The organism is Holdemania sp. Marseille-P2844 (assembly GCF_900120005.1).
Classification (GTDB): domain Bacteria; phylum Bacillota_I; class Bacilli_A; order Erysipelotrichales; family Erysipelotrichaceae; genus Holdemania.
Map to the genome: position 1 here is coordinate 234810 of NZ_LT635454.1, position 19136 is coordinate 253945.

General features: G+C 52.0%; 21 protein-coding genes. 19 read left to right on the forward strand and 2 right to left on the reverse strand.

What is annotated here, in order from left to right:
• The first annotated feature begins 7 nt into the window (after positions 1-7).
• The 3 genes from BQ7364_RS15845 (at position 8) to BQ7364_RS15855 (ending at position 2719) form a co-directional block, all read left to right on the forward strand.
• The gene (locus BQ7364_RS15845) at positions 8-685 is read left to right on the forward strand and encodes an ABC transporter ATP-binding protein (RefSeq protein ID WP_072685647.1); all 678 of its coding nucleotides are present in this window, start codon (positions 8-10) and stop codon (positions 683-685) included.
• 385 nt (positions 686-1070) lie between these two features.
• Positions 1071-1559, forward strand: a complete 489-nt coding sequence (locus BQ7364_RS15850; protein WP_072685648.1) for an Lrp/AsnC family transcriptional regulator — start codon at positions 1071-1073, stop codon at positions 1557-1559.
• Positions 1556-2719, forward strand: coding sequence for an aminotransferase class I/II-fold pyridoxal phosphate-dependent enzyme (locus BQ7364_RS15855; RefSeq protein WP_072685649.1), 1164 nt, complete (start codon positions 1556-1558; stop codon positions 2717-2719). Before BQ7364_RS15850 ends, BQ7364_RS15855 begins: the two co-directional genes overlap by 4 nt.
• 115 nt (positions 2720-2834) lie before the next feature.
• On the opposite strand, the gene BQ7364_RS15860 is transcribed toward BQ7364_RS15855, so the two are convergent.
• Positions 2835-3686 carry a hypothetical protein gene (locus tag BQ7364_RS15860; protein WP_072685650.1) on the reverse strand — a complete coding sequence of 284 codons (852 nt, stop codon included), beginning with the start codon at positions 3684-3686 and terminating at the stop codon, positions 2835-2837.
• Positions 3687-3942: 256 nt separating this feature from the next.
• On the opposite strand from BQ7364_RS15860, the gene rpsF reads away from it, so the two are divergent.
• The 13 genes from rpsF to BQ7364_RS15925 all read left to right on the forward strand — a co-directional run bounded on the left by rpsF (position 3943) and on the right by BQ7364_RS15925 (position 15728).
• Positions 3943-4233 (forward strand): 30S ribosomal protein S6, encoded by a 291-nt coding sequence (gene rpsF, locus BQ7364_RS15865; protein ID WP_006057560.1) that lies wholly within the window; start codon positions 3943-3945, stop codon positions 4231-4233.
• 28 nt (positions 4234-4261) lie between these two features.
• Positions 4262-4741, forward strand: a complete 480-nt coding sequence (gene ssb / locus BQ7364_RS15870; RefSeq protein ID WP_072685651.1) for a single-stranded DNA-binding protein — start codon at positions 4262-4264, stop codon at positions 4739-4741.
• Positions 4742-4758: 17 nt separating this feature from the next.
• Positions 4759-4989 (forward strand): 30S ribosomal protein S18, encoded by a 231-nt coding sequence (gene rpsR, locus BQ7364_RS15875; protein ID WP_006057562.1) that lies wholly within the window; start codon positions 4759-4761, stop codon positions 4987-4989.
• A gap of 62 nt (positions 4990-5051) precedes the next feature.
• On the forward strand, positions 5052-5975 hold the full coding sequence (locus BQ7364_RS15880; RefSeq protein ID WP_072685652.1) for a DUF2232 domain-containing protein: 924 nt from the start codon (positions 5052-5054) through the stop codon (positions 5973-5975).
• A 5-nt stretch (positions 5976-5980) separates the two neighbouring features.
• Complete coding sequence (locus BQ7364_RS15885; RefSeq protein ID WP_072685653.1) at positions 5981-7933, forward strand: GGDEF domain-containing protein; 1953 nt, start codon at positions 5981-5983, stop codon at positions 7931-7933.
• Between the two features lie 3 nt (positions 7934-7936).
• On the forward strand, positions 7937-8386 hold the full coding sequence (rplI, locus tag BQ7364_RS15890) for a 50S ribosomal protein L9 (RefSeq protein WP_072685654.1): 450 nt from the start codon (positions 7937-7939) through the stop codon (positions 8384-8386).
• A gap of 6 nt (positions 8387-8392) precedes the next feature.
• Positions 8393-9724 carry a replicative DNA helicase gene (gene dnaB / locus BQ7364_RS15895; protein WP_072685655.1) on the forward strand — a complete coding sequence of 444 codons (1332 nt, stop codon included), beginning with the start codon at positions 8393-8395 and terminating at the stop codon, positions 9722-9724.
• Between the two features lie 22 nt (positions 9725-9746).
• Positions 9747-11255, forward strand: a complete 1509-nt coding sequence (locus BQ7364_RS15900) for a M23 family metallopeptidase (protein WP_072685656.1) — start codon at positions 9747-9749, stop codon at positions 11253-11255.
• Positions 11249-12067, forward strand: a complete 819-nt coding sequence (locus BQ7364_RS15905; RefSeq protein WP_072685657.1) for an MBL fold metallo-hydrolase — start codon at positions 11249-11251, stop codon at positions 12065-12067. The genes BQ7364_RS15900 and BQ7364_RS15905 overlap by 7 nt, the downstream gene beginning before the upstream one ends.
• Entirely contained in the window at positions 12003-13094 is a 1092-nt protein-coding gene (locus tag BQ7364_RS15910; RefSeq protein ID WP_072685658.1) for a S1C family serine protease, read from the forward strand. Before BQ7364_RS15905 ends, BQ7364_RS15910 begins: the two co-directional genes overlap by 65 nt.
• Positions 13091-13567 (forward strand): 23S rRNA (pseudouridine(1915)-N(3))-methyltransferase RlmH, encoded by a 477-nt coding sequence (gene rlmH / locus BQ7364_RS15915; RefSeq protein WP_072685659.1) that lies wholly within the window; start codon positions 13091-13093, stop codon positions 13565-13567. The genes BQ7364_RS15910 and rlmH overlap by 4 nt, the downstream gene beginning before the upstream one ends.
• 101 nt (positions 13568-13668) lie before the next feature.
• Entirely contained in the window at positions 13669-13935 is a 267-nt protein-coding gene (locus BQ7364_RS15920) for an HPr family phosphocarrier protein (RefSeq protein WP_006057571.1), read from the forward strand.
• A gap of 98 nt (positions 13936-14033) precedes the next feature.
• Positions 14034-15728: a phospho-sugar mutase gene (locus BQ7364_RS15925; RefSeq protein ID WP_072685660.1), complete on the forward strand. Its 1695-nt coding sequence runs from the start codon at positions 14034-14036 to the stop codon at positions 15726-15728.
• 31 nt (positions 15729-15759) lie between these two features.
• Here BQ7364_RS15925 and BQ7364_RS15930 read toward each other — a convergent pair whose 3' ends face one another.
• Positions 15760-16461: a hypothetical protein gene (locus BQ7364_RS15930; protein ID WP_072685661.1), complete on the reverse strand. Its 702-nt coding sequence runs from the start codon at positions 16459-16461 to the stop codon at positions 15760-15762.
• 299 nt (positions 16462-16760) lie between these two features.
• Here BQ7364_RS15930 and BQ7364_RS15935 point away from each other — a divergent pair, with 299 nt between their 5' ends.
• Genes BQ7364_RS15935 through BQ7364_RS15945 form a run of 3 tightly spaced genes read left to right on the forward strand, consistent with a single transcriptional unit; the run spans position 16761 to position 19102 of the window.
• Positions 16761-16955, forward strand: coding sequence for a hypothetical protein (locus tag BQ7364_RS15935; RefSeq protein ID WP_139248663.1), 195 nt, complete (start codon positions 16761-16763; stop codon positions 16953-16955).
• Complete coding sequence (locus BQ7364_RS15940; RefSeq protein ID WP_083538665.1) at positions 16930-17472, forward strand: ANTAR domain-containing protein; 543 nt, start codon at positions 16930-16932, stop codon at positions 17470-17472. The genes BQ7364_RS15935 and BQ7364_RS15940 overlap by 26 nt, the downstream gene beginning before the upstream one ends.
• A gap of 13 nt (positions 17473-17485) precedes the next feature.
• Complete coding sequence (locus tag BQ7364_RS15945) at positions 17486-19102, forward strand: CTP synthase (RefSeq protein WP_072685664.1); 1617 nt, start codon at positions 17486-17488, stop codon at positions 19100-19102.
• Positions 19103-19136: the final 34 nt, after the last annotated feature.

The following is a 19136-nucleotide window of genomic DNA, read 5'->3' on the forward strand; positions in this document are numbered from 1 at the left end:
AGAGAATATGACAACGATATTAAAGTTAGAAAATCTGAACTATGGCTATGAAGACGGCGGTTACAAACGTCAGATTCTGAAAGATCTGTCCTATGAGTTTGAACAGGGGCAGTTCTACACGATCCTCGGTCCGTCCGGCAGCGGCAAAACGACGCTGTTGTCGATCATCGCAGGACTGGACAAGCAGGAAAGCGGGAAGATCTTTTACGAAGGCGACGATCTGGACAAGATCGGACTGTACAAGTACCGCCGCAATAAGATCGGCATCGTGTTCCAGCAATACAACCTGATCAGCTATCTGACCGGGCTGGAGAACATCGAGCTGGCGATGACGGAAACGGACAATGCCATTCCGAAGAATCAGAAGGAAGTAGCGTATGCGCTGCTGGAGAAATTCGGCATCGTGAAATCAAAAGCAGACCGTCTGGTGACGAAGCTGTCCGGCGGCGAGCAGCAGCGGGTGGCGATTGCACGGGCGATCGCGTCCAACGTGGATTTAATCTTTGCGGACGAACCGACAGGCAACCTGGACACGGCGACGGAACAGGAGATCATCAAGATCTTCCGGATGTTGACAGAGGAATTCGGGAAGACGGTTATCGTCGTCACCCACTCCAACGTCGTATCCGAACTGAGCGATCACCGGGTAGTTCTCAACGAAGGACAGCTGAAGGATAGGGAATAAAGATCAGTCAGCGCCGTTTCACCGGTATGGCGATATAAGATAAAAAAGAAGGGATCAGGGAAACCTGATCCTGTTTTGTTGAAAATTTTCAATAAAATCCGAGAAAATTGTCATGATTTTCAGAAACAGACGGCGAAACTTGCCCCGCAAGCCTGTTTTTTATGATATCCTATAATCATTCAGCGTGCCGGCGGCCGGTTTGAGCCGGAACTATCCGGCAATCAGAAACAGCTGGAAGCCAAAGCGCATGATTGACATGAAGCAGAAGCGTGGAAAGTGGGGGAAGTTCGGAAATGAGAATGTGGAAAATGACAAGACTCGTTTCCTGGATGGCCTGACGGCGGGTAATATCAGGTCATAGGAAAAAAGAAAGCGAGGAATACTCATGCAGGAGATTCAATTATTAAAAGCGATCGAACAGGATGCCCGGATATCCGTTACCGATCTTGCCGATATTTTAAACTCAACTCCACAACAGGTAGACGGCGAAATGAAGAAGCTGGCCGAGGAAAAGGTCATCTGCGGATATCACACCGTCATCAACTGGGATAAGACGAATCAGGATCACGTTATGGCGCTGATTGAGGTCAACGCTTCGCCGGAGCGCGACTGCGGCTATGATAAAGTCGCGGAGAAAATTTACCGTTACCCTGAGGTCAGCAACATGTATCTGATTTCCGGCCGGTCCGAATTCATCGTGATCGTCAAGGGCCGGACGATGCGCGAAGTTGCCGATTTTGTCGGTCAGAAGCTGGCTCCGATTGAGGGGGTCAAGGGCACGGCCACTTACTTTGTTTTAAAACAGTATAAAGTCGAAGGTGTGATCATTGATCAGCAGGAAGATGATCAGGAACGACTGCTGGTGACCCCATGAACCCCAAGTCATTGTTAAACGACGTCATCGGGACGATCCCGCCGTCAGGCATCCGCAAGTTTTTTGATCTGGCCAGTTCGATGGAAGGCGTTATTTCACTGGGCGTCGGCGAACCGGATTTTGATACTCCGTGGCATATCCGCGAGGAAGCGATCTATGCGATTGAAAAGGGGCGGACATTTTATTCCGCCAATGCCGGACTGCCGGAATTGCGCAAGGAGATCTGCCGTTATCTGAAACGGAGATTCCAGCTGGAGTATGCGTGGAACAGCGATATTCTGGTTACGGTCGGCGGCAGCGAAGCGATTGATATCGCCTTCCGCTCGTTATTGAATCCGGGAGATGAAGTGATCGTGCTGTCTCCGGGTTATGTCGCCTATGAACCATGCGTGCGTCTGGCGGGCGGTGTTCCAGTGATCGTGGAATTAAAAGAAGAAGATAAATTCAAACTGAAAAAGGAACAGCTTAAACAGGCGCTGTCCCCGAAGACCAAAGCGATTTTAATGAATTTCCCGGGAAATCCTACCGGCGGCATCATGACAAAGGAAGACTTCAGCGAGATTGTGCCGTTGATTCAGGAATCCGGGATCGCGGTGGTTACGGATGAAATTTACGCTGAGTTGACCTACAGCGGCAAGCATTGCTCAATTGCTTCCTTTAATGAGATCAAGGATCAGGTGATTTTGATCAGCGGTTTCTCCAAAGCCTATTCGATGACCGGCTGGCGGTTAGGCTATATCGCCGCTCATCGGGATTTGATCGCCGCAATGAATAAGGTTCATCAGTACGCGATCATGTGTGCACCGACAATCAGCCAGTATGCCGGCATTGAAGCGATGGCCAAGGGCGATGGGGATGTTGAAATGATGAAGGATTCGTTTGAACGCCGCCGCAATTTTATCGTCAACGGCTTAAACCGGATGGGATTGCAATGCCCAATGCCGCAGGGGGCATTCTATGTGTTCCCTTCGATCAAGCATACCGGGATGACCTCGGAAGAATTCTGCGAGAAGCTGCTGGAAAAAGAAAAGGTTGCGGTCGTACCGGGCAACGCCTTCGGCGCCAGCGGCGAAGGCTTCGTGCGGATCTCTTACGCTTACAGCATTGATGAAATCAAAGGTGCGCTAAAACGTATCGCCCATTTCCTTGAAACATGTTAAATTATAGAATTACAAAGCTCTGAATTCCTCGGTGAAGTTCAGAGCTTTGTTTTTCCTGCAGGCTTGTTCAGAACGTTGGGGGAAATAAGCAGCGAAGGCTGCGGCAGATGAAAGGTCAGGACTGCCACCAGGATGTTGGCGGCTGCTTTGTCATCAGACCTTCAATGATCCAGCCGGAAATTGAGTCTCCGTTATGATGCGGCTGACGGCGGCACCACAGCCAGCCTGTCGAGGTTCCTTTTTTCAGCTGGGACATGCCGGGATCCTCAACCGTGAATTGCAGCTGGAAGCAAGCCTGCTCCCGCTGAATTTGCCGCGCCGTGATTTCACAGTCGGCAATTTTGACCGTACTCCAGAACAGGGGGCCGTTGGGATCCGCAGGCGCGTTATAAAGCGCGGCGAGCCGGGCGTAATCCTGAGAAAGAACTGCTTCCTGATACGCTTTGGCAAGCTGATCAGCACTTTCAACCGGACCGCGCCGGGTTTGATCGTTCGCCATCCAGAGACTCTGATCCACTAGCCAGGTCTGATCTTCGTTGACCAACGTTAAGACAAGCGCATAAGCCGCAGGCGTGTCCCCATAAGAAGCTTTGATCTGAGCCAAAACCGTGTTGTCATTGATCGTCAGGATTTCGCAGCTTTCCAGCTTGCCTAACCGGGTCAGGCCATAATCCGTTCCGCTGACGGCTTGATTGGCAATGATAAACCGTTCGCGGCAGGCTTCGGTCAAATGGGAAGCTAAACCTTCACCTGCACGCTGAAAGCGCAGTTTGACCACATCGTTGACCAAAGCGGCGATGACTTCCGGGTTTTGTTCCGCGAATTCCGGACTTTTCTGATTTTCAGCATGCTGCTTCTGATAATCGGCAGAGACGGTGGTCAGACCGATTTCCGCAGGCTGATGTTGGCAGCCGGTCAATAAAAGCAGGATCGAAAAGGCGATCCATCCCTTTCGGTATGATTTCATAACGACGCTCCTTTTTTCTAACTTTATTATATAGGAAACGTCAGGGAAAAGGCAGTTGAATACCGTGAAATCGAGGATTGGCAAAGGAAAATAGGCTTGAAATGACAGGCTTATTTCAAAAATAAAATAACAAAAAAAACATGTTTACTTTCGCTGGGGAGTTTGCTATACTAGATAAACGGGTAGATATAAAAAATATTTACTCCTTGCTTATCCGCCAAGCGATAAGCCAATAGACCATAAGGAGGTGTGCTACATGAAAAAGTATGAAGTCATGTACATCGTAAACGCATCCCTGGATGATGCAGCTCGTCAGCAGGTTATCGACGGACTGCACGCCATCATCACCGACAACGGAGGAAAAATCCTGAAGGTAGATGACTGGGGAGTCAAAGAGTTTGCGTATCGTATCGAAGACATGACCAAAGGTTACTACATGGTTGTAACTTTTGAAGCTGACAATGCAACGGTTAAAGAATTTGATCGTCTGTCCCGCATTAATGCGAACATTGTCCGTTACATGATCATCAAACAGGACGAAAAATAAGCGATAAAGTACTGAAGGAGGAGCTGTCATGATTAATCGTGTCATTTTAGTCGGGCGTTTAACCCGCGATCCAATGCTGAGAAAGACCCAGAGCGGACTTTCTGTCGCAACCTTCACCGTCGCCTGCGACCGTCGGTTCTCCGGCGGCAACGGGCAGGACCGGCAGACTGATTTCATCAGCTGCGTGGCCTGGCGGCAATCTGCGGATTTCCTCGGCCAGTATGCGCACAAAGGGGCGCTGGTCGGCGTTGACGGACGGATCCAGACACGGAACTATGACAATGCTTCCGGTCAGAAAGTGTACGTCACAGAAGTGGTCTGTGACAGCGTACAGCTGCTGGAATCGAAATCGGCTTCTGAAAATCGTTCTGCTTCGATGGGCTATCAGCCGCAGAACGCCGGTTATGCCCAGGCCAACCCGTTTGGGGACGCTGCGGCGAACGATGGATTCGATGATTTCAGCGCTGGTCCGACACTGGATATTTCCAGCGATGACTTACCATTTTAATTGAAAGGAGATCGACTATGGCATTCAAAAAACAGCGTATGGGACGCAAAAAGGTTTGCTATTTCACAAAGAACAATATCACTTCGATCGACTATAAAGATGTTGAACTGCTGAAGCGGTTTGTTTCTGCCAACGGCAAGATCATTCCACGGCGGGTTACCGGCACGCGCGCGAAGTATCAGCGCATGCTGGCGACTGCGATTAAACGCGCACGCCAGATGGCTTTGCTGCCTTACGTTAACGACTAAGTTATGAAAAAGCCTCCATCAGTGATCTGGTGGAGGTTTTTGCCATTCACAGGAGGGACAACATGAATAATAGTGTAAGAAAAATAACCGACGGCGCGATGATGGTCGCCCTGATCGGTCTGTTTCTGTTTATAAACCGGCAGCTGGCCGGGCTTTTGGATTTGTACGCCGCGTGGCTGGTGCCGCTGCCGATGGTGATGTACGCGGTGAAATACGGATGGAAAAGCGCGCTGGTTCCGTTTGTTTCCGTTATTTTTCTTTCATTTATTATCGCCGGTCCGCAAACCTGGTTTTACGTCATTACAGCCTGCGTTTGCGGCGTAGTGTATGGTCAGGGAGTGAAAAGCGGATGGAATAATCTGCGCCTGATGCTGACGACGATGATCTTTACCATTCTTTCAAATTTAATCACAACGGTTTTATTTGCGTCCTTTTTCGGTTATGATATAGCTATGGAAATTTCCGAAATGGGCAAAATGATGACGCAGATGTCGGAAAATTTCAATGTGCAGCTGCCGGCGAGTCTGGATATCACGGGATTTCTCAAAATGATCTTCGTTTTGTCAGCGGTGCTGACCGGCGTGATGGAAGGCATCATCGTCCATCTGCTTTCGAATTTCATGCTGAAGCGGATGAAGATTAAAGTCGCGCCGCCCAAGCCGTTAAGCGAGATCATGATCCCGAAGGCGCTGGCCTACGTCTGCTTTCTTCTGTTTATCGCCAGTAATTTTACCAGCCAGCTGGCAACGCTGCCGTCCTGGGCGACGGAGCTGATCCTGATCGGCGGGGTGTTGGGCGCGCTGGTACTGGTCTTTTTCGGGTATATCTGCTGCCTGGTTTACGGGGCGGTCCGCTACCATAAAAACGTCGCGCTGTTCGTCATTCTTATCACGTTCTTGATGCTGCCGATCATGCTGCCGCTGCTGGCGATCGTCGGCTTCCTGTATGTCACGACCGATATGCGGGAGAAAATTCTAAGGAGGTAACGTTTGTGTCTGAAAAAATTGGAAAGATCAAAACGCTGCTGCTGATCCTGATTGTTGTCGAAGTGCTGGGCTTAGTCTGCCTGTATTTCCTGTTCGATCTGGATATCAAGCTCGCCGCTTTATACTTCATCATCAATACCCTGACGGTGTATTTCCTCGTGCAGTATTTTCAAGAGGACAGCCAGAACCGGATGTTCGGCGTTTCCCGAATTCTGGGCAGCGAAGCCAAGGATGCTTTCCAGTTTGGTCAGATTGGAATTCTGACGTATGATGAAAACTACACGATCACCTGGATGAGCGAATTGTTCGCTGATCGCGGCATCAACCGCATCTCCAAAAAGCTGACGATGTGGCTGCCAGAGGTCAATGATCTGATTCAGGGGGATGTGGAAAAGGTCCAGGTCCAGATCGACGACCGGACCTATGAAATCGCGCGCAAGGAAGACGCCCGGATTTTGTTTTTCCAGGATGTCACCGAGCAGCAGCAGCTGGAGAAAGCGTATCAGGAAGAACAGGTCGTCGTCGGTCTGATTCATCTCGATAACTACGAAGAATCCACGCAGTATGAAGAAGAACAGGAGATCGCGATGATCAACAACAATATCCGCCAGCCGGTCGTCGAATGGGCGAAGAATCACGGCATGCTTCTGCGGCGGTTAAAGTCCGACCGGTTCCTCGTCGTTTTAAACGAGCGGATTTTCAAGCAGATCGTGGACGAGCGTTTCAGCATTCTGGCCCAGACCCGCAAGGCATCCCAGCAGCTCGATGTGGCGATCACCCTGTCGATGGGCTTTGCCCGCGGAAGCAGCGATGTGGCGCAGTTGGATGAAATGGTCAACCAGCTGCTGGAACTGGCGCAGAGCCGGGGCGGCGACCAGGTGGCGATCCGCCGTCAGGGCGAGGACGTCAAATATTTCGGCGGCAGCAGCGAAGCGCAGGAAAAGCGCAGCCGCGTGCGCGTGCGGATCATGGCGCATACGCTGCGCGATCTGATCAAGAAGAGCACGAACGTTATTTTATTAGGCCATAAGGAAGCTGATTTTGACTGTCTCGGTTCGCTGATGTGCTTAAGCCGAATCGTTCAGGCATATGACAAGCCATGCTGCATCATTTCCAAATCCGGCGGGATGGAGGAAAAGCTCAGCGGCGCGATGAATCTGTATAAGAAGGAACTGGAACCGCGTCATAAATTTGTCACGGAAAACGAAGCGCTGAACCAGCTGCGGGACGGAACGCTGGTCATCATGGCCGATCACCATCACCCAAGCCAGTCCAACGGCGCGCAGGTATTGGAAAAAGCCAAGAAGATCGCGATTTTCGATCATCACCGCCGCCGTACCGATCTGGATATCAACCCGATTCTTGTCTACATCGAACCGAGCGCATCCAGCGCTTGCGAATTGATCTCGGAATTTGTGCCGTATCAGACGGGAAAAGTCGACTTTATCAGCGAGGAAGCGACGATCATGCTGACAGGGATGATGATCGACACCAACCGCTTTAAAGTCCGCACCGGCACCCGCACGTTTGAAGCCGCGGCGATGATTCGCCGCTGGGGTGCGGATCCGCAGGAAGCCGATAATTTATTAAAGGATGAATATTCTGAATTTGAAACGAAAACAAAGGTTTTAAAATTCTGTGAAAAAAGAGATAATGGTATTGTCATTTCCGCAGTGACGGACAATGAGATTCTTTCCCGCGCGATGCTGTCGCAGGTTGCCGATACGATTTTGATGATTAAAGGCGTGGAAGCCGCTTTTGTCATCGCCAGGATCAGCGATTCCCAGACGGCGATCAGTGCGCGCAGCCGCGGCCATGTCAACGTGCAGGTGATTATGGAACGGATGCACGGCGGAGGGCATTTGAGCGCCGCCGCGCTGCAGCGGGAAAATACGAGCGTGGAAGATTTACGAACCGAGTTGATCGCCACGCTGGACGAAGTAATGAAGGAGGAATAAACGATGAAAGTCATTTTATTAAGCGATGTCAGCAAGGTAGGCAAGAAAGGCGCGATCGTGGAGGTTGCCGACGGATATGCCCGCAACTTTCTGATCCGCAACCGTCTGGCTGTTCAGGCTACGGCCAAGAGTCTGGAAATTCTGGACGAACAGAAGGTTCAGGCGAAGCTGAACGAAAAGGAAATGGAAGCTCAGGCCCGCGAAACGGCGGCGAAGCTGGAAAAGATCATGCTTCAGTTCTCGGTTAAGAGCGGCAAGGAAGGCCGCGTCTTCGGTTCCGTATCGACGAAGCAGATTGCCCAGGAATTAGAGCGCAAACACGGCATTCATATCGACAAACGCAAGATTCTCGATACCGCGCCGATCCAGAGCCTCGGCGTCACCAATGTCCGGATTGAACTGTATAAGGACGTGATCGGGACGATCCGCGTCCAGGTTACAGGAAAAGAGTAATCGCGTATGCGGCAGATGCCCAGCAGTATTGACGCCGAACAGTCGTTGTTGGGTTCGCTCTTCATCTATCCCAACAGCGTCCGCATCGCGTCTGAAGAAGGACTGCGCAGTGAAGAATTCTTTTTAGAAGCACATCGCAAAATCTACGCCGCCGTGGAAACACTCAACGGCGAAGGCAAACCGGTCGACGCCGTATCGGTAGCCAGTCTTCTGACCGATCAGGGACTGTTGGCTTCAGTCGGCGGTCTGGAATACATCATGCAGCTGGCGGACAGTTCCGTAACCTCCGCCAGTACGAAATACTATATCGAGCTGATCCAGTCCAAAGCGTTATTGCGCAATTTAATTGAAACCGCGCAGAATATCGCAGAGGAAGGGATGCAGAATGCCGGCGACATGGAAACGATGATGGACATGGCGGAAAAGCAGATCCTCGACGTGACGCGCCGGCGCAAGACGACCGATTTTAAATCCAGCAACGAAGTCGTAAACGAGGTCATTGAAAATATCCATAAAATGAGCGCGCAGAAATCCGGCGTGACCGGCGTGGCGACGGGGTACCGCGATCTGGACAACACGACCAACGGGTTCCAGCGCGGCGACCTGATCATCCTGGCGGCCCGACCTTCGATGGGCAAGACTGCCTTCGCGTTAAACGTCGCAATGCAGATCGCGCAGCTCAACCATCAGGCCGCGGCGATCTTTTCTCTGGAAATGCCTGCCGAGCAGCTGATCTCCCGTATGCTTTCCGCCAAAAGCCGGGTTCCGGGCGGCCAGCTGCGCACCGGCTTTCTCAACAACAACGAATGGAACCAGCTTAACGAAGCCGCTGCCGATTTGAAGGCGACGAAGATCTTCATTGACGATTCTCCGAACGTGCGGGTTTCCGAGATTCATTCCAAATGCCGCAAGCTTCAGGCGGAGCACGGTCTGGCCGTCATCCTGATCGACTACATTCAGCTGATCACCGGCAGCGGCCGCAATCCCGATAACCGCCAGCAGGAAGTTTCGGAGATTTCCCGCGGTCTCAAAGGGCTGGCGCGTGAGCTGCAGGTGCCGGTCATCGCTTTGTCGCAGCTGTCCCGATCTGTTGAAAAACGTGAGGACAAGCGGCCGATGCTGTCCGACCTGCGTGAATCCGGAGCCCTGGAACAGGATGCCGACATCGTTATGTTCTTATACCGCGATGAATACTATCAGCGGGAAAAGAGCGAGGAAGGCACGGAAAAAACAGAAATTAACATCGCCAAGCATCGTAACGGTCCGACCCGTCAGATCGAGCTGGCGTTTGAACGCAACATCAACGCCTTTTACAACTATGAGAATCAGAATGGGTAACGACCCCGAAAGGGAGGATTGAATGAAAAAATGGATACCGATTGCCGCCGCGCTGGTTTTAAGCGCGCTGATCGCCGGGCTGTGGCCATCCCTCTCCCGGGCGAATCAGGTTGTCGCGGCACAGGGAAAGGTGGAAGAAAGTTTGCTTCCCCAGCAGGTTGTAAGTCTTTCCGCTCAGCCGCAGACGGTAAAAAAAATCTATAACGCCGGAAAACTGGTCGGCGTCGTCAACGATTACGCGAAAGTCGAAGCACTGTTGGATGAAGTCTACCACAGCGTTTATGAGGATGATTTTCCCAATACCCGTCTGGAGCTGGGGGAAGATCTGATCGTGACCGACGAGCTGAGCTACACCCGGTACGAGAATATCGACGCGGCGATTTGCGCGTACTTGAAGGAAAACGATCTGTTTTCCGTCGAAACCAACCGGATTGACTTTTCGGATGAAAACGACGTGTACGCGACGATCTACGTTAAGAATCTCCAGGATTTTTATGACGCCCGGGATCAATACCTGTTGAATTTCGTGTCCAAAGAGACGCTGGATACAGTGCGGATGGGACAATCCACACCGGAGCTGAAGACCTACGGCACCCGCGAGGTCAGCATCGACGTGCTTGAGAAAATGACCGTTACCAATGGCCGGGCTTCATCTTCCAATATTCTGAAAGACAAGCAGGAAATCCTGCACTATTTAAGCTATGGGGCCGACCCGAATCTGGAAATGAAATACTACACGGTTGTCGAAGGCGATATGATCGACGGCGTCGGCACGAAGAACGGGCTGTCCGCCCAGCAGGTCGTGTCGATCAACAGCGATCAGCTGGACAATGTCGATCAGCTGATCCAGCCGGGCATGGTGCTCAACGTCACCAATTTCCAATCTCCGATTACGATCAAGGTTACCAAGGAGCGCGTCGCCAAAGAAGAAGTTTATCCGGAGGATCCGATTTACAAGGAAGATCCGAATATGAAGGAAGGCTCCTCCGTCATTGACGTGCATGCTCAAAATGGTTCACGCAACGCGTTCTATGAGGAAGTCTGGATTAATGGCGAGAATACCGGCGGTACGCTGGTGTCCTCGATTATCACCCGCCAGCCGGTCCGCGAAGAAACGCGCGTCGGCACGAAGGTCATCCCGGGCTATGGCACCGGTACATTCCGCTGGCCGGTTGACAATCCGTCGATTACCTGCCGCTGGGGCTGTTACAGAGGGCATCAGGCGATCGACATCAAGAACTCCTATAACCGCTATGGTAATCTGTATGCGGCTGACCGCGGCACGATCGTAGAAGCCAGCTACAGCCCGATTAACGGCTACTATCAGATCATTGACCACAATAACGGCTATAAGACCTATTACGGCCACATGAATCAACCTGCCTTCTTCAAAGTCGGACAGAACGTCGAAAAAGGCGAGATTATCGGCCAGATCGGCATGACCGGCCGGGCGACCGGGCCGCACGTTCATTTCTTCATCATGAAAAACGGCGTGCGTCAGAATCCGTGCAACGGGTGGCTGCCATGTTAGGCTCGATGGAATTTTACCTGTTGGCGAGCGGTTCCAAGGGTAACTGTTTTGTGTTAAAAACCGCCGCCACGCAGATCGTGATCGACTGCGGCACGACCAGGACTTATTTAACACGCAGTTTTCACATGATCGGTGTAGACTATCTGAACACAGAAGCACTGTTGGTCACCCATGGTCACCGCGACCATACAAGCCAGCTCAAGATGTTTTCCGGTGTTGAAGCCTATGCGGCTTTCAGTCTGGAAAACCGTGCGGATCAGCACTGGATCAAGCCCTATACGCCATTTCAGGTGGGCGATCTCAGAGTGACGCCGCTGCCGCTGTCCCACGATGCTGAAAATACCGTTGGCTTCGTTTTGGAAACGGCGCAGGAAAAGCTGGTGTACATTACCGATACCGGATATGTCCGGGAGGAATGCGTGCCGTTGATCGCCGATGCGGACTATTACGTGATGGAAAGCAATCACGATGTGGGAATGCTGATGCAGACCCGCCGTCCCTATCCGATCAAAATGCGCATTCTTTCCGACAGTGGACATCTGTGCAACGAGGACTGTGCCCATCTGCTGACGCGCTTAGTCACGCCGCGGACTCGTTCGATCTTCTTGGCGCATCTCAGCGAAGAAGCGAACCAGCCGCAGCTGGCCCGGCAGGTCAGCGCCGACGCTTTGAAACAATGCGCCTGCCGAAAGGATCTGGTGCTGAAAGCCGCGGGACAGTATGAAATACTCATGGGAGGATGCCGATATGAAGAAAGGCTTGATTCTGCTTACCGCCCTGCTGGCGTGCTGGAACTTGGTTCTGACCGTTGAGCTGTGGCAGGTAAAAAAAGAGAAGTCACAGGAACCGCCGACGCAGGATCCGCAGCAGTCGACGCGCCCGGTTTCGGTCGTTACCTCGGATATCACCAAGATCGTGGAGCGCAGCGAAGCGAAGGTGACCGGCGTGTCGGTTCTGGATGAGACTGGCGAAGATCTGATCGCCAGCGGCAGCGGCACGATTTACAGTACGACCAGCGAGGCCGTGTATATCATAACCAATCAGCATGTCATCACTTCCGGCGGCCCGATCCACGTATCGTTTGCCAATGGCGAACAGCTGCCGGCGGAGTTAGTCGGAGCCGATCCCTATACCGATCTGGCCTTGCTGAAGGTGATTCCCGATTTCCGGGCCGAAGCCTTCGATCAGGGCGATTCGTCGCTGTGCAAAAAAGGCGAGTGGGTCATGGCGATCGGACATTCGATGGGGGCGGAAGCCGACGGCAGCGTGACGGTCGGCGTGATTTCCTCCAAAGACCGCACGATTTCAATGGATGTGGATAAAGACGGAACGGACGATTGGGACATGCTTGTGCTGCAGACCGACGCGGCCATCAATGCCGGCAACAGCGGCGGCCCGTTGATCAATATGAACGGCGAGCTGATCGGCATTACGACGATGAAGCTGCAGGGGAATTCTACCGAGGGCATCAGCTTCGCGATTCCGATCAACGAAGTCACGACGATTGTGGAACAGCTGAAGGCCAGCGGCAAGGTCAACCGGCCGTTTGTCGGCATCAGCGGCAAGGACGTCAGCGCTCTGACCAGCTATCAGAAAAGCTATATGGGCATCAGTCTGGATCAGACCGAAGGTCTTTTGGTCACCAAGATTGCTGAGGAATGCCCGGCTGAAAAAGCCGGCGTGCATGTCAACGACATCCTGATCCGTTTCGACGGATCGCCGGTGGACAGCTATAAAACCTTCCGCAAGCTGCTGTATGGCAAAACGATCGGCGATCCGGCTGAGCTGGTCGTTCTGCGCAACAATCAGGAAGTCAAGCTGAGCGTGACGATTGAATGATCCGGGTGATCGCCGTCGGGCGCATTAAGGAAAAACCGATGCAGCAGTGCATCCAGGAATACCTGAAACGGCTGCAGCCGTATTGTAAGACGGAGATTGTTGAAGTCGACGACATCGCCGCGCCGCAATCCAATTCCCCAGCGCAGAACGAGCAGGTGAAGCAGAGGGAAGGCGAACGGATTCTGGCGAAGCTGAAAAAAGAAGAAACCGTGGTTCTGCTCGATTTAAAAGGCAAGTCCTATACTTCCGAGCAGCTGGCAGAGCAGATCCAGCAGATTTTCAGCTACCAGGGCAGTCAGATCGCTTTCGTCATCGGCGGCTCGCTGGGCGTCAGTCCGGAAGTGATCGCCCGGGCCGATCTGCGCTGGAAGCTTTCGGATCTGACATTTCCCCATCAGCTGTGCCGTTTGTTGGTTCTTGAACAAATTTATCGAAGTTTCAGGATTTTAAATCACGAACCTTATCACAAATGAAAGCGGTGACTGAAAGCCCTATCGTTTCTTCACTTTCTTCTTGTAACACGTTCAAAAATGAGTTAAAATGAATTCAGGTAGAGCAGGAGGTAAAAAACAAAATGAAACAGATTTCTGTATTGGTTATTGATCCAGTTGGCTTACATGCACGTCCGGCAACGGTTGCAGTCAACGCTGCCAGCAAGTTTAAGAGCGAAGTGAAGGTTGCTTATAAAGGACGTTCTGTCAACATGAAATCCATCATGGGTGTTATGTCCCTGGGCATTCCGACACAGTCCGAAGTGACGGTAACCTGTGAAGGCGAAGACGAAGAAGTCGCAATCACAACAATCGAAGAAGTTCTGCGTGCACAGAAAGTAATTGCATAAGTTGGATTGAATAAGAAGATGCGCGGCATCTTCTTTTTTTTCCAAGGGCTATGTAAGCGCAAACATTGTCGAAATTGATCATCAAGGGAGGAAAAACTATGATCGAAGAATTGTATCAGCGGTGGCTGAATCATCCGCACATCGACCCGCAGCTGAAAAAAGAGCTGGCGGGCATGAGTGAGAAAGAAAAGCAGGATGCGTTCTATACGAATATTGAATTTGGTACGGCGGGCATGCGCGGTCTGTTAGGCGCGGGCACCAACCGCATCAACATCCACACGATCCGCAAGGCGAACGAGGGCTTTGCCCGCTACATCGTCGGCTGCGGCGAGGAAGCGATGCGCCGGGGCGTGGCGATTGGTTACGATAACCGCCACATGTCCAGCGAGTTCGCACGGGAATCCGCGGCGGTCTTAGCGAGCCATGGGATTACCAGCTATGTTTTTGAAACACTGCGGCCAACGCCGGAGCTGTCCTTCGCTGTTCGGAATCTGAACTGTTTTGGCGGCATCATGATCACCGCTTCGCACAATCCGCGGGAATACAACGGTTATAAGCTGTATGATGAAACCGGCTGTCAGTTAGTGCCGGATTTAGCCCAGCAGGTCATCGATCAGGTCAACGCCGTCGAGGATGAACTGGCGATCGATCCGCAGCTCACATCCGCGCAGCAGGAGCTGATCCACATGATCGGCAAAGACGTCGATGAAGCTTATTATGAAAACGTGCTTTCGATTCAGTTAAATCCGGACGTCAATCGCGATCTGGTGGAAATCGTCTTCTCACCGGAACATGGCACCGCCAACATTCCGGTCCGCGAAGTCTTTACCCGCGCCGGTTATCATTTCACGCCGGTTGAGGAACAGTGCACGCCGGATCCGGATTTCTCCTGCACCAAGACTCCGAACCCGGAAGAAAAGGGGGCTTACGAGCTGGCGTTAAAGCTGGCTGAAGAAAAGAAGGCCGATATCATTCTGGTCTGCGACCCGGATGCCGACCGGATGGGCGTCGGCGTGCTGCATGAGGGCGAGTATGTGCTGCTCAGCGGCAACCAGAGTGGTTCCGTTTTGATCGAATACATCCTTTCTCAGCTGCAGGCGAAAGGCAAGATGCCGCAGAATCCGGTGATGTTCAATACGATCGTTACCAGCGATCTGGGTGAAAAAATTGCTTCCAAATACGGTGTGGAAACGGAAAAGACGCTGACCGGCTTCAAATTCATCGGCGAAAAAGTCGCCAAGTATGAAAAGACGCAGGCCAAGAACTATGTGTTCGGGTATGAGGAAAGCTACGGTTCTCTGATCAAACCGTTTGTCCGCGATAAAGACGCGCCGCAGGCTTGTCTGATGCTGGCGGAAGCAGCTTGCTTCTATAAGGCTCAGGGCAAGACGCTGGTCGACGTGCTGAACGGTCTGTACGCCGAACTGGGCTATTACAAGGAGAGCCAGACCTCGCTGACGTTGAAGGGTCAGAAGGGTGCGCTGCGGATCAAAGAGATTCTGGACACGCTGCGCAAGGACAAGCCGGCGCAGATCGGCGGTACTGCGGTTGCCGCGATTGAAGACTATCAGGAAGCAACCCGCGAGGAAAACGGCGTGATCGCTGCTCTGGAGGGCTTCTCCAGAAGCAACGTGCTGAAATACTATCTGGCCGACGGTTCCTGGATAGCGATCCGTCCAAGCGGCACTGAACCGAAATGCAAGTTCTATTACTGCATCAAGGGAACCAGCGCGCAGGATGCCGAAGCCAAGACGGAAGTCATGCAGAAAGCGATTGCCGATTTAGTCGCATAAGTGAAGAATAAAAGAAATCAGATCCCGATAGTCAGGATCTGATTTTCTTTTTCAGCAGTTCTTTGACTTGTTTTCGCTGTTCGTTTTTGTCTTCAACCCGAGTGAGGACTCCGATCAAAGAGGTGAATTCATCCATACCGAGCATATCGACGGCATGTTCATCTCGTTCGCTCAGGTCCATCCGCTGACTCAGGACAACCTTGATCAACGCTCGCTGACCCGCTTCCCAACCCTTGTGGAAACTTTCTTCGCTTGCCCTTTCCAAGCGGCGCTGCTCGTCGACTTTATCAAACTGCGCGCGCATGCAGGCGATTGCCATCCGGGTGTTACTCAAATAATCGGCCCGGCTTTCTTTCTTTTCCTGATCGGATTTCTCAGGCTGCGGATTCAAGCGCCGCCGACTGACGAGCGCTTCGATTTGTTTTCGCAGATCTTTGCCATCTTCAAGGCTGTCCAAAATTTGCACTAAGGCGGCAATGTCGTCTTCTTCAAGCAGAAAGATCAGACGTATCTCACTTTCCGTTAACGCCATCCGCTGTTGGACAAGGTCTGTGAATAAAGCCCGCCGGCCTTCGATCAACCCTTCCGCTTTGCCCGCTTTCCAACCGTTATCCCATGCTTCTTCTTTATTGCCGCCAAGCACTAACCACTCGTCAATGTCATTAAAATAATCCCGGATCCGGCAAAGCAGCGAGTCCGTATCCTGCAAAAAGTCCAATTCCTCTTCAGTCATCTGCCAATCGCTCCTTTTATTATTAATTCATTTGAGTTTATTATAACTCAAAAAGGTTTTTGAAGCAAGCGCCTGAAAATGATTTCCTACCTGAAGCGTTGATTCTTACAGTTACAGGTGATGATGAAAACAGATTATCTGAATCCTCCCATCTGCTTTCCCGGGATTGGAGTATAAATTCCGAAAAAAATTCTTGAACTGAAAAAAGCCTTCCTGTATAATACTTCCGTTGAACGAAGGGGTTCATGAAAAGTCAGCTTTTCATGTCCCCTTTTCTTGTTGAAATTGAGGTGAAGCCGATGCTGAAAAATAAGCAAATTTCCTTCCATCCAGTTCAGGAACACGAGGTCCGGTTTAACCGGCTGATCTTTGGCGGATTGCCTGAAGAAATGTCGGGACCGGCGATGAGACGGGGATATATCCGCTGTCCGCTGTCCACACTAACAGAGGAAAGACAGGCGAAACTCAATGTTAACTGTATTGTTGGTGAATAATGCGCTGAGCGCACAGACGCGCTTAACGAGTTTAATCCGCCGCTTCGGCGGACAAATCATGGGGCAGGTCAGCACTTTGACGGCAATGTTTCCGCTTTTGAAGCAGCAGCCGATTTCGCTGGTCCTGATCGATTTGCCAACCCAGGAAGCGGCGTCGCTGTCCCGTTTGCTTCAGCAGGCGGCAAGTTATCCGGACACCTTGTTTTTATTTTGGATTGCAGCGGGAATGCAGCCTGTTTCCCCAATAGATAACGTGTTGTTCTGCCAACGGCCGGTGCGGCTGGATCCCGTGCTGAATCAAATTGTGAGTGAAGCTCCGGGTCTGCTTCAGCGAAGTTCGGCATTGAAGGCGCTGGCAGCGCAAAGCGGACAGATCCGGCGGGCGAAGCAGGTGCTGATGGAAACGGGCATGAACGAAGACGAAGCCCATCACGCGTTGGAAAAGATGGCGATGAATTTACGGATCAGCCGTGGTGAAGCGGCCCGGCAGATCTTAACTGAGAACGAACAAAAGTGAGGAGATCAAAGCAATGAAATATATTTTTGTAACCGGCGGCGTCGTATCGGGTTTAGGAAAAGGTATTACCGCCGCCTCGTTAGGACGTCTGTTAAAATCCCGGGGATTAAAAGTTGCATCCCAGAAACTGGATCCCTATATCAATGTCGATCCGGGCACGATGAGTCCTTACCAGCATGGCGAAGTGTTCGTCACTGAAGACGGGGCGGAAACCGATCTGGATCTGGGGCATTACGAACGATTTATCGACGAAGACCTGAACCGGTTTTCCAACCTGACGACCGGCAAGGTCTATTGGAACGTTTTAAATAAGGAACGCCGGGGTGAATATCTGGGGGAAACCGTGCAGGTGATTCCGCACATCACCAATGAGATCAAAAAATTTATTTATTCTGTCGGCGAATCCTCCAACGCGGACGTCGTCATCACGGAGATCGGCGGCACAATCGGCGATATCGAAAGCCAGCCGTTTATCGAGGCGATCCGTCAGATTTCATTAGAGGTGAAAAAGGAAAACTGTCTGTTCATTCATGTGACCTTGATTCCCTACATTGAAGGCAGCGGCGAACTGAAATCCAAGCCGACCCAGCATTCCGTCCGCGAGCTGCGCGCCAACGGCATCACGCCTGACATCATCGTCTGCCGCTGCGACCAGCCGCTGCCCTCCGTGCTGAAAGAAAAGATCAGTCTGTTCTGCAATGTCCAGCCGGACTGCGTGATTGAAAACCGCACTGTTCCGGTGCTCTACGAAGCGCCGCTCATGCTTCAAAAGCAGCATTTATCCGATAAGGTGTGCGAGCTGCTTCATCTGGATTGTCCGGATTGCGATCTGCGCGAATGGAATCAAATGCTCGATCGGATCCGTCAGAGCCGCAATCAGGTGACGATCGGTTTAGTCGGGAAATACGTGAAGCTGCGCGATGCTTATCTGTCAGTGGCCGAAGCGCTGCGCCACGGCGGTTATGCCAACGGAGCCCAGGTGGAAATTCGCTGGATTGAAGCGGAAACCGTCACGGAGGAAAGTGCGGAAGCGATCCTGGGGGACTGCGATGGAATTCTGGTTCCCGGCGGCTTTGGCGACCGCGGCGTCGAAGGCAAGATCATGGCGGCGCATTACGCCCGGAAGCATCAGATTCCTTACCTGGGGATCTGTCTGGGCATGCAGACGGCGGCGATAGAATTTGCCCGGTATGCGCTGGGCTATGCCGGCGCGCACTCCCAGGAATTTGATCCGGCCAGTCCGCATAAAATCATCGCTTTCATGGCTGATCAATCGGATGAACTTGAGAAGGGCGGCACAATGCGTTTAGGCGCCTATCCCTGCCTTATTCAGCCGCACTCGCGCTTAGCTTCACTCTATGGCTGCGCCCAGATCCAGGAACGTCACCGCCACCGTTATGAGTTCAACAACGCGTACCGCGAGGAATTTGAAGCACACGGAATGCGGATCAGCGGAACCTCGCCGGACGGCCATCTCGTTGAAGCAATCGAACTGGCAGATCATCCGTATTTCGTTGCGGTGCAGTATCATCCGGAATTCAAGAGCCGTCCCAACAAGGCACATCCGTTATTCTCCGGTCTGATCGCAGCGGCGCTGAAACGTCGCAACCCAAAGAACGGACAGGACTGAAACCCAAAGCGGGTTTTCGCTCAGCATTTATCCA